Origin of the sequence: Leuconostoc mesenteroides subsp. mesenteroides, assembly GCA_009676745.1 — a bacterium.
Classification (GTDB): domain Bacteria; phylum Bacillota; class Bacilli; order Lactobacillales; family Lactobacillaceae; genus Leuconostoc; species Leuconostoc koreense.
On sequence record CP046062.1, the window covers coordinates 159,059 to 173,844 of the forward strand.

At 38.1% G+C, this 14,786-nt stretch carries 14 protein-coding genes and 1 pseudogene; 2 read left to right on the forward strand and 13 right to left on the reverse strand.

Translation table 11 applies throughout. The annotated features are described in order from the left end of the window. Nucleotides 1-53 precede the first annotated feature (53 nt). The 4 genes from GJV51_00690 to gatC all read right to left on the reverse strand — a co-directional run bounded on the left by GJV51_00690 (nucleotide 54) and on the right by gatC (nucleotide 4,352). Nucleotides 54-1,040 carry a YegS/Rv2252/BmrU family lipid kinase gene (locus GJV51_00690; protein QGM24592.1) on the reverse strand — a complete coding sequence of 329 codons (987 nt, stop codon included), beginning with the start codon at nucleotides 1,038-1,040 and terminating at the stop codon, nucleotides 54-56. An 80-nt stretch (nucleotides 1,041-1,120) separates the two neighbouring features. Beyond that, entirely contained in the window at nucleotides 1,121-2,560 is a 1,440-nt protein-coding gene (gatB, locus tag GJV51_00695; GenBank protein QGM24593.1) for an Asp-tRNA(Asn)/Glu-tRNA(Gln) amidotransferase subunit GatB, read from the reverse strand. 15 nt (nucleotides 2,561-2,575) lie between these two features. After that, nucleotides 2,576-4,042, reverse strand: coding sequence for an Asp-tRNA(Asn)/Glu-tRNA(Gln) amidotransferase subunit GatA (gatA, locus tag GJV51_00700; protein QGM24594.1), 1,467 nt, complete (start codon nucleotides 4,040-4,042; stop codon nucleotides 2,576-2,578). Nucleotide 4,043: 1 nt separating this feature from the next. After that, entirely contained in the window at nucleotides 4,044-4,352 is a 309-nt protein-coding gene (gene gatC, locus GJV51_00705; GenBank protein ID QGM24595.1) for an Asp-tRNA(Asn)/Glu-tRNA(Gln) amidotransferase subunit GatC, read from the reverse strand. 219 nt (nucleotides 4,353-4,571) lie between these two features. On the opposite strand from gatC, the gene rpsO reads away from it, so the two are divergent. Beyond that, complete coding sequence (rpsO, locus tag GJV51_00710) at nucleotides 4,572-4,841, forward strand: 30S ribosomal protein S15 (protein ID QGM24596.1); 270 nt, start codon at nucleotides 4,572-4,574, stop codon at nucleotides 4,839-4,841. A 49-nt stretch (nucleotides 4,842-4,890) separates the two neighbouring features. After that, nucleotides 4,891-5,142, forward strand: a complete 252-nt coding sequence (locus GJV51_00715) for a 30S ribosomal protein S20 (protein ID QGM24597.1) — start codon at nucleotides 4,891-4,893, stop codon at nucleotides 5,140-5,142. Nucleotides 5,143-5,196: 54 nt separating this feature from the next. Here the strand turns inward: GJV51_00715 and GJV51_00720 are convergent, their stop codons facing one another. From GJV51_00720 to rsmD, 9 genes and pseudogenes are all read right to left on the reverse strand, one after another. Continuing rightward, nucleotides 5,197-6,561 (reverse strand): DEAD/DEAH box helicase, encoded by a 1,365-nt coding sequence (locus GJV51_00720; protein QGM24598.1) that lies wholly within the window; start codon nucleotides 6,559-6,561, stop codon nucleotides 5,197-5,199. Continuing rightward, entirely contained in the window at nucleotides 6,561-7,541 is a 981-nt protein-coding gene (locus tag GJV51_00725; protein ID QGM24599.1) for a bifunctional oligoribonuclease/PAP phosphatase NrnA, read from the reverse strand. The genes GJV51_00720 and GJV51_00725 overlap by 1 nt, the downstream gene beginning before the upstream one ends. A gap of 39 nt (nucleotides 7,542-7,580) precedes the next feature. Continuing rightward, nucleotides 7,581-8,666, reverse strand: coding sequence for a DNA polymerase IV (gene dinB / locus GJV51_00730; GenBank protein QGM24600.1), 1,086 nt, complete (start codon nucleotides 8,664-8,666; stop codon nucleotides 7,581-7,583). 41 nt (nucleotides 8,667-8,707) lie between these two features. After that, nucleotides 8,708-9,709: a DNA polymerase III subunit delta gene (gene holA, locus GJV51_00735; GenBank protein QGM24601.1), complete on the reverse strand. Its 1,002-nt coding sequence runs from the start codon at nucleotides 9,707-9,709 to the stop codon at nucleotides 8,708-8,710. Next, nucleotides 9,678-11,961: pseudogene (locus tag GJV51_00740) on the reverse strand (DNA internalization-related competence protein ComEC/Rec2). Before GJV51_00740 ends, holA begins: the two are co-directional and overlap by 32 nt. Nucleotide 11,962: 1 nt before the next feature. Beyond that, on the reverse strand, nucleotides 11,963-12,598 hold the full coding sequence (locus tag GJV51_00745) for a transporter (GenBank protein QGM24602.1): 636 nt from the start codon (nucleotides 12,596-12,598) through the stop codon (nucleotides 11,963-11,965). A 64-nt stretch (nucleotides 12,599-12,662) separates the two neighbouring features. Beyond that, entirely contained in the window at nucleotides 12,663-13,754 is a 1,092-nt protein-coding gene (locus tag GJV51_00750; GenBank protein ID QGM24603.1) for a PDZ domain-containing protein, read from the reverse strand. Continuing rightward, nucleotides 13,738-14,226 carry a pantetheine-phosphate adenylyltransferase gene (coaD, locus tag GJV51_00755; protein ID QGM24604.1) on the reverse strand — a complete coding sequence of 163 codons (489 nt, stop codon included), beginning with the start codon at nucleotides 14,224-14,226 and terminating at the stop codon, nucleotides 13,738-13,740. Before coaD ends, GJV51_00750 begins: the two co-directional genes overlap by 17 nt. 3 nt (nucleotides 14,227-14,229) lie before the next feature. Then, on the reverse strand, nucleotides 14,230-14,784 hold the full coding sequence (rsmD, locus tag GJV51_00760) for a 16S rRNA (guanine(966)-N(2))-methyltransferase RsmD (protein QGM24605.1): 555 nt from the start codon (nucleotides 14,782-14,784) through the stop codon (nucleotides 14,230-14,232). Between the last annotated feature and the right edge of the window lie 2 nt (nucleotides 14,785-14,786).

Sequence of the window (14,786 nt, forward strand, 5' to 3'; positions counted from 1 at the left end):
TGACACGCACTTTAAAATGAGAATAAGACGCCATAATTAGCGCCTTATTGATGTTATTTTGTATCTAGTTTTTCAGCTTCTTCAACAAATTTACGTTTAGCAACACTTACAGAATTTTCTGACATACCAGAACGGTTGGCAACAAATTCAATATGCTGTTGTAAATCAGTAAATTTCATTGGTGCATCACCACCATATTCACCATCTAAATTTACTTTCATTTGATCATTATCTAGCGGTAAAATTTCTACTTTGTTCGTTTTTTTGTAGATTAACTTAGGATTGTCAATATGCTTACCACCATTAATCATCTGCGCCACCATCTGTAGCATCTGTGCCAAGTTAGCCTCTTTAATGATTAAGAGCGTAAAGCGACCATCGTCTAACTTTGCATCTGGAACGATGGACTCAAAACCACCGACCGAATTAGTCAGTGCTAAAAAGATCATTGAAGTTTTCCCTGAATACTCACCATCGTCAAATATAACCTTAGCATTAACTGCTTTAACTCGAGTAATCAGCTCTGCCCCCTTAACCAAATAAGCCAAATAGCCATATAATGATTTCATCAACGAAGGCACCGCATACGTTACCTCGCTAATAGTCCCTAAAGCAGCAATGTTCATAAAATACTTAATTTCGTTATCTTTTTCAATTTTGCCTATGTCCATTTTAATGGTTTCATTTTGCAAAATTACTTTTGCTGCCTCTAATGGTTCATCACGAGGTAATTTCAGTGCACGTGCATAGTCATTGGTTGTACCTGCCGGTATGACTGCCATCATTGGACGCTTTGTTAAGGGAGATAGTCCATTAACAACCTCGTTAATTGTTCCATCTCCACCCGCTGCGACAATAAGATCAAAACCAACCTCAGCAGCACGTCTTGCTTCTTTCGCCGCACTTAGTGGCTCTGGTGTAGTGGCGAAAGCCGAAGTTTCATACCCAGCTTTTTCATAAACTGCGAGGATATCAAGCATCTCACGTTTGATGGCCTCGCGACCAGAGGTTGGATTATAGATAATTCTTGCTCGTTTCATGCCGGCAAACACTTTCCTTTCAGCTTACAATATGTACACGAGAAAAATCTCGCTTATTGACTAGTTTACATTTTTAAGATTTATCGTTTTTTCAACTCTGACAACAATAACTTATTCAAAACACTTGGATTTGCTTGTCCTTTGGACATTTTCATAAGTTGCCCAATAAGGTATCCAGTAGCACGGTCTTTACCACCCTTGAAATCTTCAATAGATTGCGGATTGTTGTCCAACACTTCAGTAATCCAACCTAATAACAAATCTGGATCACTTAATTGAACTAAACCATGCTTTTTAGCAAAGGCTTCTGGCTCTTCGCCAATCATAATCGCTTCAAAGACCTGCTTGGCTTGCTTTGTCGAGATCGTTCCATCTTCAATCAACTTAATCATGCCTGCCAAATGATCAGGAGTCAAACGTGTGTCTTGCAGTTCGACTTGATTTTTATTCATGTAGGCATTTACATCACCAATTAGATAGTTAGCCGCACGTTTAGGATCAGCTCCTAAAGATACGGTCGCATCATAAAAATCAGACATAGCAAGCGTCTGCGTCAAAACTTCTGCATCATAAGGCTCGATGCCTAAGTTATTTACATAGGCTTCTCGACGTTCACTTGCTGATTTTGGTAAGTCTGCAGCAACCTCATCAATCCATTTTTGATCGATGACTACAGGAGACAAGTCAGGTTCTGGGAAGTAACGGTAATCATCAGCTCCCTCTTTGACACGCATTAAGATTGTTGATTTAGTTGGTTCATCGTAACGTCGGGTTTCTTGTTGAATCACACCGCCAGAACGCAACACCTCTGCTTGACGCTTCTCTTCGAAAATCAATGCATTACGAACATAGTTGAATGAGTTAATATTTTTCATTTCAACTTTCGTTCCATATTGATCTGATCCAAATGGTCTGAGTGACACATTGACATCTGCTCGCATTTGACCTTCTTGCATCTTAGCTTCAGAAACACCTGTAAATAAAATGACTTGGCGTAACTGTTCTAAGTAAGCATAAGCTTCATCTGGTGAAGCAATATCAGGTTCTGAAACAATTTCAATCAATGGTGTTCCTTGACGATTTAAATCAACATAAGAATAGCCATCAGATCCGTGTGTATTTTTACCCGCATCTTCTTCGACGTGCATTTCTGCAATGTGAATACGCTTCACAGTTCCATCGGCCAATGTCACATCTAAATAACCGTTAGTACCAATTGGTGTCTGTGATTGTGTTGTTTGATAAGCCTTAGGGTTATCAGGATAAAAATAATTTTTGCGGTCCCAACGAATCATTGGCGAAATTTGTGCATGCAGTGCCAACGCAACGCGCATACCATATTCTAATGCGCCTTTGTTTGCTACCGGCAAAACACCAGGATAACCAAAGTCAATTACGTTTGTATTAGTATTTGGCTTGTCACCATAATGAACAGGTGAAGGTGACAGCAGCTTTGAGTTTGTTTGCATTTCAACGTGGACTTCAAGTCCAATCGTTGTTTCAAAATTTCCAGTTCCCATGTGTGCCCCTCCTCTTTAATATTCTTTCGCAACATCAGGATGCTGTTCAAACAAACGGCTAGCTTGTTCGTAAGCATATCCTGTTTGATAGACAGTCTGTTCATCAAATGGCTTACCAATAATCTGCAAGCCTACAGGCAAACCATCAACAAATCCAGCATTGACTGACAAACCAGGTAAACCAGCTAAGTTTACTGGAATTGTCAAAACATCTGCCAGGTACATTGCTGTAGGATCATCCACCTCTTCACCAAGGCCATATGCAGCTGTTGGCGCAGTAGGCCCAACAATGACATCATAGTTTTCAAAAACCTTATTAAAGTCTTCAATCAACAATGTACGAATTTTGGCGGCCTTCTTAAAGAAAGCGTCATACGCACCGGCTGACAATGAGAACGTTCCTAACATGATTCGACGCTTAACTTCGTCGCCAAAACCTTCTGAACGTGTTTTGACATATAAATCTTCCAAGTTTTTAACGTCATCGGCACGGAAACCATATCGCACACCATCATAACGTTGTAAGTTAGATGATGCTTCTGATGACATAATAATATAGTACGCAGCCACACCATATTTAGTGTGTGGCAGACTTACTTCGTCAACAGTTGCTCCCAATGCTTCCAATTGCGCAATAGCAGCTTTGACTTGCTTGGCAACTTTCGGATCAATACCCTCACCAAAATATTCTTTGGGCACAGCAATTTTCAATCCCTTAACATCACCGCTTAATTTTGCAGTGAAATCAGGCACTTCACGCTGCGATGAAGTTGAATCTTTTTCGTCGAAACCGGCAATAGCATTTAGTACGGTTGCATTATCTTTCACTGTTCTTGTGAAAGGACCGATTTGATCAAGTGAAGAAGCCATAGCAAACAAGCCCCAACGTGAAACACGACCATACGTAGGCTTTAGGCCAACAATGCCATTAAAAGCAGCTGGCTGGCGAATTGAACCTCCAGTATCAGATCCCAATGCAAATGGCACTTGTCCAGCAGCAACTGCTGCAGCTGATCCACCCGATGATCCACCGGGTACTTTACTATGATCCCACGCATTTGATGTTTGTTTATAGTACGAGGTTTCTGTTGAACCACCCATGGCAAATTCATCCATGTTAGTCTTTCCAACGGATACTGCTCCAAGGTTTTGCAATTTCTCTACCACTGTCGCATTATAGACCGGCTTAAAGCCTTCCAAAATATGTGAAGCACCTGTTGTTTGAATGCCCTTGGTTGCCATATTATCTTTCAATCCCAAAGGGAGACCCGTCAAAACATTCGAAAAATCAGATTTTTCATCAATTTTTTGAGCTTGTGCTATAGCTTCGTCTGGGTTTGTACTGATAAATGCATTTAACTTATCATCGGTTTTAGAAATGTTATCAAGCGATGCACGTGTCAAATCTACCGCACTTACTTCTTTGTTTACCAACTGATTGTGCAAAGAAGTTAAATCATGCTCAAAATAATTAATCGTCATGTTATTCCCCCTCACCATTCAAAATTGCAGGAACTTTAATTAAATCTGCGGCTTCAAGTGGTGCATTGTTAAGAAGTTCTTGTTTTTGATTCCAGTTGTTTGCAACATCTTCACGTAAGTGGTTAACGTTTTCCGTTACTGAGTACGTTGGGATAACATCGTCAGTATTTACCTCGTTCAACGTATCAAAAATATTCAAGATATCACCCAGTTGTGTTGTAAATTGGTCAAGATCAGCATCGTTAAAAGCTAATTTGGCTAACCCTGCAACATGGGCAACTTCGTCACGTGTGATTATTGTTTCGGCCATAAATTCCGCGGGTGCATACATTTCTGTAGGCACACTTCCTTTCAGTGTTTATATACTAATCCATTTTATCACATATTCAATAATCTCTCGCCTTGCATTTCAATGGTATTCCTGTATAATTAAGAACGTTGTATAAACAACACGACCAGTAACTTTGTTGAGCGGCTCACCATCGCTTTACGCAGTCTCTGGCGACATTTTAGAAAGGTGGATATAAATATGGCACTTACACAAGAACGTAAGAACGAAATCATCAAGGCATACGCCCGCCACGAAGGCGATACAGGTTCAGCTGAAGTACAAATCGCAGTTTTGACTGCCGATATTAACGAGTTGAACACACACATGGCAGCTCACAAGCATGATTTCCACTCACAACGTGGATTAATGAAGAAGATTGGTAGCCGTCGTAACTTACTACGTTACCTCCGCAATACTGATATTCAACGTTATCGTGAATTGATCCAACGCTTAGGTTTGCGTCGTTAATCTTAGGATTACTTGAAAACCTCGTATCAAATTTAAGGAGAAAAGACATATGCCTGTTATTGAATCAGCAATTCAACGTGTTCGTCTTACTAAGAAGCAACACGACCGTAACGAACCACAACTCAGCGCTTACCGTACAGCTGTAAAAAAGTTTGAAAAAGCTGCAGCTGCTGGTACAGACAACTTAGCAGAATTATACAAGGCTGCTTCTTCAGCCATTGATCACGCCTACTCAAAAGGTTTGATCAAGAAGAACAAGGCTTCACGTGAAAAGTCACGTTTAGCTAAGTACGTTAAGTAATTAACCTACTTCCTTGAATATTAAAAGGACTTGGAAAAATTTCCAAGTCCTTTTTTAATGCTCTCCACGTTGCTTGTTTGCTTTGCGTGTTGCTCTCATTTCTTGTCGTTGAGATATTCGACGATCCATTTGATTTTTGCGCTGAATTGCGTTTTTAATCCGTCTTTTGTAACCTGGTTTGACATTTTTCTTCTTCTTTTTAACCATACCAACCATAGTTGAATCTAATTTTTTGGTTGTGGCCACTCGTTGAACACGTGCCTTTCGGTCCTTAACATCAATAATTTCATTGCTTTTGATTTGCTTAGCCTTAAAGGTGATACCCAAGGCTTCCAATTCAGCAACTTCATTTTCTTCATCAGGGCCGTACAATGTAATGGCTAATCCAGGCAAGCCATTACGTCCCGTCCGCCCTACACGGTGAACAAAGAATTCTAGTTCAGCGGGTATATCATCATTAATGACATGCGAAACACCTTCAATATCAATACCGCGTGCAGCCAAGTCCGTTGCCACGACATACTGGTATTCTAAGTTTTGGATAGCTTTCATCACACGGCGGCGCTCGCGCGGTTCAATATCGCCATGTATTTCAGCCACTTTCAAACCATGTCCACGCAAAAAACTAGAAATTTCCTTCGCACGCTCTTTAGTATTAGCGAAAACCAATGCTAAGTATGGATTACCGATAGTTAGTACTTGATAAATAATATCATTCTTATCTTTTGACTTAGTAGCTAACAACCAATTATCAATTGTATCGGCAATGACTGTTGATACTGGTATGGCTTCAAAATGAGGGTTATCTAAATATTTTTTTAAGAATGGCTTCAACTTTTCTGGCATTGTCGCACTGAAGACCAATGTCTGAAGTCCCTCAGGCATTGCACCCGCAATATAATCGACTTCATTTAAAAATCCCATATCTAATGTCATATCTGCTTCATCTACAACAAGCGTATGAACTGCATGCAACTTCAATGATCCAGATTCTACTAAATCTTTAATTCGACCCGGTGTCCCAATGACAATTTGTGGTTGCTGATTTTCTAACTGTTTAATTTGTCGTTGTTTATCAGTTCCACCCACAAACTCAGAAATAGAGATGTTAGTATTTAGCTGATTAGAAAATTCCTTCATCGCCTTGGTAATCTGTGCTGCCAATTCACGTGACGGTGTTGTAATTACTGCCTGCACATATTTTTTATCCTGCTCTAATTGATTCAAGATTGGAATCAAAAACGTATGCGTTTTTCCAGAGCCCGTTTGCGATTGTCCGACCACATCTCGTCCTTGTAAAACATCAGGAATTAATTTTGCTTGCACGGCAGTTGGTTCATAAAAGCCAATCGCACTTAATGCGTCAATAACTTCCTTCTTTAAATTAAATTGTCCAAATTGGTTTGCTTTTTCAGCCATCAATCTTCCTTTTCTGTGTCTCGCTTCTCGCTAAGAGCACTATCAACTATATGGATTAAACGATCTATATCACCTTGATCTTGTGCCCAGGCTCCTGAAGCCATTGGATGACCGCCGCCCTCAAATTGATTTGCAATCTTATTGATTGCAATTGTTCGTGAGCGTAGTCTGACACGATAGTTTCCTTCATCTTGTTCTTCAAAAATAGCCCATGATTTTACAGAATCTATCTTTGAGGGTAAGGGTACAACAAATGCTGTTCCAGCATCTTTTAAGTCAAATTGCTTTAGCAATTCTTTGGTTAAAATGACATAAGCAAATCCCGATGGCAATATATTGATATTTTGCAAAACATAGCCTGACAATTTTGCTGCGTTTTCTGAAATGGTTGCCATCGCATGATGAATTTCTTGATAATCAAAATCATACTTAAACAGTTCTGACACCACACGGAATGTTTCTGCATCGATACTATACATAAATCGACCCGTGTCGCCAATAATACCGATATATAATAACCGTGCCGCTTTTTTGGTCATCACTAATCCTTGATTTTTAAGTTTCTCATAGAATTCAAAAATCATTGTGCTTGTAGCAGAGTGACCATCTTTAACCCATTGCCAATCCCCATATGGTTCATCATTTGGGTGATGATCAATTTTAATAACTTCTAAACCTTCAGGCCAGCGTTGATCATCTACCCGCGGTGCATTAGCTGTATCAGTTACAATAACAAGAGCCTTATTATAAGCAGCATCGGGTACAGTATCCATGAAATCATCATTTTCATTCATCCATGCCAATCCTTGAACTTCTTTACCCACGGCATATATCTTTTTTTCCGGAAAGCTTGCTTGTAATATTTCTTTCAAGCCTAACTGTGAACCAAAAGCATCTGGATCAGGTCGTTGATGCCGATGAATAATTATTGTATCATAACGTTTGATCTGTTCTAATATTTGTTCTTCTATTACTGACATGTTTATACTTTCTAATTATTGTTTTCTATCATTGTAACATTAAAACAGTGTTATTTCCTCAAATCCGCTAGACTGTAAATTACTAAGCGATATCCCTAATAAACGGATGGAAAAAGTCGTATCAATGTTTTCATCAAATATTGTCTGCGCTACAGATACCATACTACCAGCTTCTAATTTAAAAGGTACACTTTGAGTGACAGAACGTGTAATGGTATTAAATTCGCTATCACGAATTTTTATATTTAGCGTACGTCCTACTAACTTCTTATTTTTCATAATTTCAACAATTCCCACAGCCAATTTGTTGAATTCTAGATTGATTTCATCTCTTGTTTGTACGAATTGATCAAAGGTCGTTTCTTTTCCTACAGACTGTCTTTGACGCTGCCATTGAACTTCACCAAAATGAACGCCCCTAGCCTGCCAAAACAAGTGTTCACCCATTTTTCCAAATTGAGCTCGTAATGTTTCTTGAGGTATCACACGCAATTGTGCCCCATTATCAACACCCAGCAATGCAAATTTTTCCTGTGTTTTTTTCCCAACGCCTCGAAAAGAGGAAATTGGCAATTTCGCCAAAAAATCTAATGCATTGTCTTTTGTTAATATAGTAACACCATTGGGCTTATTGTATTCGGATGCTAATTTCGCTAACAATTTATTGTACGAAACGCCGATTGAACTGGTTAATTGTGTTTCTTTTAGAATTTGGTGACGAATTTTTGCCGCTAATGTCGCTCCCGTAAGTGGGCTATCTGTTAAATCTAAGTATGCTTCATCAAATGCAATAGGTTCAATTTTATCAGTATACTGATGAAAAATATGATGAATTTGCTGAGATATCATCTTATATTTCTGTATATCAGGTTGCATGAAAAATGCATCCGGGGCTAACTTTTTAGCCTCGGCGGCACTCATTGCTGAGTGTACGCCTAACTTTCTGGCAATGTAATTAGCAGTCGCAACAACACCACGTCCGTTTGACTCAGTAGGATCACGCGAAATAATCAATGGTAAATTACGCAACTCGGGATGATCACGCATTTCAATTTGTGCAAAAAAAGCATCTAAATCAACGTGAATAATTTTTCTATTGTCTGCTGTGATCAGAAATTCTGGCATACTACAATTTTATCACAAGAACAAGTGTTCTCATTTAATTATTAGTGAAAATTTTTTAAAATAAACCGCTCAAATAAAAGTTCAGGATCTTGAGATGTGGATTTTAATTGTTTTTCTATATCAATCATACCTAGATATCCTGTTCGTACAAGCTGCGGTGGATACGATTTTAATGATCCTTTGGCCAATTTTACTCGATAAGGGTGCACCTTGAGTTGAGCCCCAATGTCTTGATCATTCCCAGATAACCCTGCTACCTGCAAAAGTAGTCTAAATTGATTAGTTAAAACGGCATTTAGTCGTAACGGGGCCTCGCCATTCTGTAAGAGATCGTGATAAAGGGTTAATGCTTCTTGCGGTCTTCGTTTAATAACTGTGTCTACTAAATCAAACGCATTAGCTGTCAGAGTCTTGGGAACTAATGCCGATACGACGTCTAATGTTATTTTTTTTGTCTGTTCCGCATAGGTTATTAGCTTAGGCAATTCATTTTTCATATCTGTGTACTGAGCATTAGTACGCTGCATTAATTCATGGAGTGCTTCTGGTTCTATGGTATATGAGCGCTGATCTAGTTGTTGGACAATAGCCTGTTGCGCTTGGCGCTCATTAAGAGCTGGCACAGATATATTTTCAGCCGTCTTCAGAAGAACTTTTGCTAATTTTTTACGCTTGTCTAATTTTAAGTCATTGACAAAAAAAACAACAATATTTTGCAATACTGGGTGCTCAAATAATCTTAATAATAATTCTTGATCACGATTTCCAATTTTTCCTGTAGCAGTCAAGAACTGTGGATTCTTGACCACAACAACACGACGATTACCAAAAAAGGGTACGGACATAGCATCATTAATCACAACATCCACCGTCTGTTCAGCCAAATCAATCTGGGAATAATTCATGTCACGATCTTCTTGACTGACCAGTTCCTTAAACAATGATTGTACATGACTCAGTAATATCTCTTCTTCTCCTGTCACAACGTAAAAATTTGCCATGGTATTATTTTCAATTTGCTGTTGTAGTTGTTTTAAGTTCATGGGGTATTTTTTACCTTAAAATGTCCGTTTAATCCTGAATATTCATAGCTAATCATACCATTTATTTGTGTGTTAAAGACAGTCATTTTATTATTCTGAGCTGTTTCAAGTGTTTCTTTATTTGGATGATTATAGCGATTGTTTCGTCCGGCAGATATTATACCAATTTCTGGATGCCATTTATTGATAACTTCAGGGTTTGTCGCTGTTTTTGAACCATGGTGACCAAATTTTAAGATATCAACATGCATGTCTGGAAATAAATTTGCAATCTGCTTTTCTCCTGATTGGTCTAAATCACCAGCAGTAAAAATATTTTTCCCACCAATATGGCCAAATAAAGCGATACAATCCTCATTCTTTGCTTGACCATTTTTAAATGGGTGAACTATTTGTAGCGGTAGTTTTGATAATTGCGTATCATAGGTAACTTCTATAACTTTTGCTGATCTAAGATATGGTTGAATCTCGCTTTTAAACAACGATTGCTGCATCATTCCAGCTGGAACGATAACATTCTTAACGTTCATTTTTGTTAATATGACTTTAGCATTACCAATATGATCTTGATCATGATGTGACAAGACCATATTATCAACCTTACTAATCCCCCGACTATGTAAGTAATTAACAATGACCGTCTCGCCGTTGGTACGAGTATACTTCTGTTCCTGCCATGCCGGCTGTTTACCAAACGTTACTTTCCCTCCAGTATCTATTAACGTAATTGTTTTATTATACGGTTCACGTATCAATGCCGCATCCCCTTGGCCTATATCAAAAGTTGCAAATTCCCCATAATATGGGAAATGTACGTAAATCATGGCTACACTAAAGGAGACTAGCCACGATATTCTCGCGACATGCTTGATTTTTAGTTCACGCACAAATATTCCTAAAGATAAAAATAAAAGTAGTATAGCTAGTGCGTTAGGCATTTTACCAACCACAAAATTACCTGGTAATGTCGCACAAAAATCTACTATACAAGCAAAATAGCGAATAATTAAGTTTGTTATATATGTCAAAAATGGGACATACTGACCAAAAAAACCTATCATAACTAAAGGAACAATCACTGTACCAAAAATAGGAATTGCAACAAAATTGATCAATGTTTGCAAAACATGCCATGTATATTGTTGTTCAACAATAAGCGGAAAACTCACTAAACTCATCAAAAGGTTAGTTTGCCAAAAGGTTAGCCTCTGCGCAAATACTAAGCAAAAAGTTAAGGCAAATGACAGCTGACCTCCCAACGTGAAAAGAATTTGTGGCACAATCGCTAAACTAAACAATAGACTCAAAGACCAGATAACTTGAGCTTTTATCTTCCTATTTGTTAGATCTTTTAACAATATTAATTCTCCTGAAACGATGGAACGAATTAAAACATCAGGTTCACCTGCAAATATAAAATATATAATCAGTATTATACTCAACAACAATATAGTATATTCTTTTGGTAACCAAATTCTTCTTGATATTTGCATTAGCAGTGCCATTAAAAAGGTCACATGAAATCCTGACACGCTGAATAAGTGAATTAACCCTAACGTTTGTACCCCTGGATTATCTTCATATAAAAATGTAGGTGTCGTTCCAAGAATTAAAGCTTCTGCATATGCACTAAGCGGAGAAGGAAGTTGATCAGCATTATGAATCCCTATGCTATGCCATTTACGGAGTTGATACCTAATTTTTTGTAGTAATGTTGGCGGTTTGGCCGCCTGCGTATACCATGATTGGATATTGATTTGATGTGTGATTGACTTTGTTAAATAAAATTTTTGAGCATCAAACTGATTGAAATTAGTTGGTCCAGGTATACGTGTTAATTCAGCCTCTGCTTGAAAACAGATGACTTCATTGTTTTTAAGCCATATATTCTTTATTTTTTCATCTGGAAACAGCCAATACAGTTTAACTTTCTCATGGTTGTCTAACTCAGCTATTGCTTTAAGATTTGCGCCATCAATTTGAATATCATCTGGAAAAATGATGCCTGTTACATGATGTTGCTGATCGTTACTTTGATTGACTTGTTGTTGTAAGCAATGTGCATTGTAAATAAAATAAACCATGAACGGTAGTGTTAACAGTAGGATTTTAAATAAAAAATCGATGTGCCGTTGCCAAAGACACAGTACGACTATAAGAGCAAAAAAGAACCAAGTAACTGCACATGAATAGTAGATAATACCAGTTAAACTTGCTATCAATAAGCTGGCAAACATTAAAAATCGCGACATATTAAACAGTCACTTTATCTTTCAAAGCTTCAAATCTTTTTTCACCGATACCCGAAACCTGTTTGATTTCCTCAATAGCTTTAAATCCACCGTGTTCCTCACGATAGGCAATGATTTGTTCAGCTTTCTTGATACCAATTCCATCTAACGTTTGTAATTCCACTACCGTAGCGGTATTCAAATTGACAACTTCACTATCTGCCATAGTCATTGCCGACGTACTACCGCCGTTCACAGAAGCAGAAGATATCTCTCCTCTTACTGGTACGTAAACAATTTGACCATCTGTCAACTTCTGAGCTAAATTAACCTGCTGCATATCTGCTTCTTCTAGGGTTCCACCAGCTTGCACAATAGCTGTTTGTACACGTGCCAAACCAGTAATGTTGTAAACTCCAGGCTTTTTGACAGCACCTTTCACATCAACCATTAGAACTGTGCTATTTTTGTCACCAGATTCAGATTGCTTTACAATACTTGTACTTGTTATTGAAGAAGATGATAATGTCCGTGGTACTTCTTTAGTATGATGAGAATATGCACAGTAAGTAACAATGGCGAGAATAAATAAAATGGTAAATAGCCAAATTTTATACTCCTGGTACTTTTCTTTTATAATTTCTAGCATATCTGACATTTTAATCCCTCTACTTTCATAGTACGGATTTCAAAATAAAAAAGCTTACCATAGCAGATAAGCTTTATTTCACACTGTCAGTTGTTTCAATTACTTTCCCCGTCTGCAAGTAATTGATTACATCATCAAATGTTTGCACAGGAATAACCTTTAATTTAGGTGCGTATTTTTTGGCCGTGTCTCGAGCTAACATATAATTAGTTTTATGTTGTTCTTCATATTTAAGTAACTCTTTGCTTGGCTTTATATATGGGGCAAAGAATATTGTGGATCCGGCCTCCTTAGCAGCCATAATCTTTTTATCAATACCGCCAATCTCACCGACATAGCCATCAGCACTCATCGTCCCCGTACCAGCAATATTACGTCCTTTAGATAACAAATCACCAGTTAATTGATCATAAATCTGTATGGTAAACATTAAACCGCCTGAAGGTCCACCAATTTGTCCAGCATTGACACTAACTTTCGGGGTTGTTGTAACGGACACATTATCTGTCAGCACGATACCTATTCCAGCACGACCGTTTGGGTATTCTGCCGTCTTGGTACCAGCAAGCTTAATTGTATCTCCAGTTGCTTGGCCTTTTTTATCATCACGAGTGTAGTCGACAGTAACTTTTGTTCCCTTAGATTTATTAGCTAAATACTTAATGAAGCTATCTGAGTTTTCATAGTGATGACCGTCGATTGCAGTGATTGTATCTCCTACTTTGACACTCTTTTTGAAATGAGATTTAGCAGAGACACTCAATACGTAGATACCACGATATTTTGTCGTAATCGGCTTATTCGCTTTTTTAAAGGCAACTTGTTCAGCATTGGCGATTGCACTTTGCATATAGAAATCTTGTACTTTACTAAAAGTAGCTGAACTTTGTCCACCAGTGACTTCCTGTGCAGTAGCATACGACAGATGTGGGTTAACTTTAGTTTGTAAATACTTAAATCCATTCGCTTGTGACAAATAAACAGATGTAATTCTGTATTGTCCCTTTGATGTATCTTTTTTACCATCAATTTTAACAAACTGTGCTAAGTCGTCAGCTTCACCTGGTGACTCGATGTACCCGTTCAAGGGCCAAACAGCAGCTACAATACCAATTATTACTAAAAGGGAGGCAATAGCTAGAACTATTTTACTTTTTTTGCGCATTTAGTCGCTCCTTTAGTGCTTCAACGATGGTATTTGGAACAAACTTTACCATGTTATCAGCACCCATACTACCAATTTCTTTCACCATAGAACTGGAAATATTTTGATTTTCCGGCTTTGCAAGTAGTAAAACAGTCTCAACATCTGCAAGAGCACTATTCATTCCGGCAATATCACGTTCATACTCAAAATCTTTACCATTTCGAAGTCCTCGAACAATATACTTAGCACCAACTTCTTTCATGAATTGAACTGTTAGTCCCTGCATGATTGCAACCTCAACATTGGGCAAATCTTTAACGACAGTACTAATTAATGTTATTTTTTCTTGTGGGGTGAATAGCGCCGCTTTACTTGTATTATTACCAACACCTACGATTACTTTTTCAAATATACTACTAGCACGTCTAATAATATCTAAATGGCCATTGGTTAACGGATCAAAGCTTCCAGGAAATACTGCTATACTCATAATTTACCCCTCATATTGATATATCGTCACTACGGTTATACCATAATGTTTCTGTTGGATGATTGAGAAATCATCACTTTCATTCGGTAAATTTGCCTCATCATTGCTTTCAGCCAATATAATGGCACCAGAATTTAATAACCCGTTTTCTACCATAAATGACATATCTGCAGCAATTGTTTCTTTAGCATATGGTGGATCCAAAAAAATCAAATCAAATTTTTCGGAATTAGCTACGAAGTTAAGCAAAGCTTGCTGTGCTGGCGACTTTAGTACCGTAAACTCATCGGTATGATGTGTCTTCTCAACATTCTCTCGAATAACTTTAATTGCTTGGAATTGGCGATCTACCAACGTGGCATGTGTCATACCTCTTGAAACCGCCTCGATGCTCAAACCTCCTGTACCTGCATATAAATCAAGTACATTTCCACCATCTAAATAAGGCATTAACATGCTAAACATGGCCTCTTTCACTTTATCGGTTGTCGGACGTGTTTTATCGCCATTGACTGCTTCGAGGCGTGTTCCTCTAAATTTTCCTGATACTACCCGCATGA

What these genes read in the sequence shown, in the direction of transcription:
- gatB (QGM24593.1), bottom strand. Translation starts at nt 2,560, where the DNA reads ATGGGAACTGGAAATTTTGAAACAACGATTGGACTTGAAGTCCACGTT.
- rsmD (QGM24605.1), bottom strand. Translation starts at nt 14,784, where the DNA reads ATGCGGGTAGTATCAGGAAAATTTAGAGGAACACGCCTCGAAGCAGTC.
- rpsO (QGM24596.1), top strand. Translation starts at nt 4,572, where the DNA reads ATGGCACTTACACAAGAACGTAAGAACGAAATCATCAAGGCATACGCC.
- GJV51_00715 (QGM24597.1), top strand. Translation starts at nt 4,891, where the DNA reads ATGCCTGTTATTGAATCAGCAATTCAACGTGTTCGTCTTACTAAGAAG.
- holA (QGM24601.1), bottom strand. Translation starts at nt 9,709, where the DNA reads ATGAACTTAAAACAACTACAACAGCAAATTGAAAATAATACCATGGCA.
- coaD (QGM24604.1), bottom strand. Translation starts at nt 14,226, where the DNA reads ATGAGTATAGCAGTATTTCCTGGAAGCTTTGATCCGTTAACCAATGGC.
- GJV51_00690 (QGM24592.1), bottom strand. Translation starts at nt 1,040, where the DNA reads ATGAAACGAGCAAGAATTATCTATAATCCAACCTCTGGTCGCGAGGCC.
- dinB (QGM24600.1), bottom strand. Translation starts at nt 8,666, where the DNA reads ATGCCAGAATTTCTGATCACAGCAGACAATAGAAAAATTATTCACGTT.
- GJV51_00750 (QGM24603.1), bottom strand. Translation starts at nt 13,754, where the DNA reads ATGCGCAAAAAAAGTAAAATAGTTCTAGCTATTGCCTCCCTTTTAGTA.
- gatA (QGM24594.1), bottom strand. Translation starts at nt 4,042, where the DNA reads ATGACGATTAATTATTTTGAGCATGATTTAACTTCTTTGCACAATCAG.
- gatC (QGM24595.1), bottom strand. Translation starts at nt 4,352, where the DNA reads ATGGCCGAAACAATAATCACACGTGACGAAGTTGCCCATGTTGCAGGG.
- GJV51_00720 (QGM24598.1), bottom strand. Translation starts at nt 6,561, where the DNA reads ATGGCTGAAAAAGCAAACCAATTTGGACAATTTAATTTAAAGAAGGAA.
- GJV51_00745 (QGM24602.1), bottom strand. Translation starts at nt 12,598, where the DNA reads ATGTCAGATATGCTAGAAATTATAAAAGAAAAGTACCAGGAGTATAAA.
- GJV51_00725 (QGM24599.1), bottom strand. Translation starts at nt 7,541, where the DNA reads ATGTCAGTAATAGAAGAACAAATATTAGAACAGATCAAACGTTATGAT.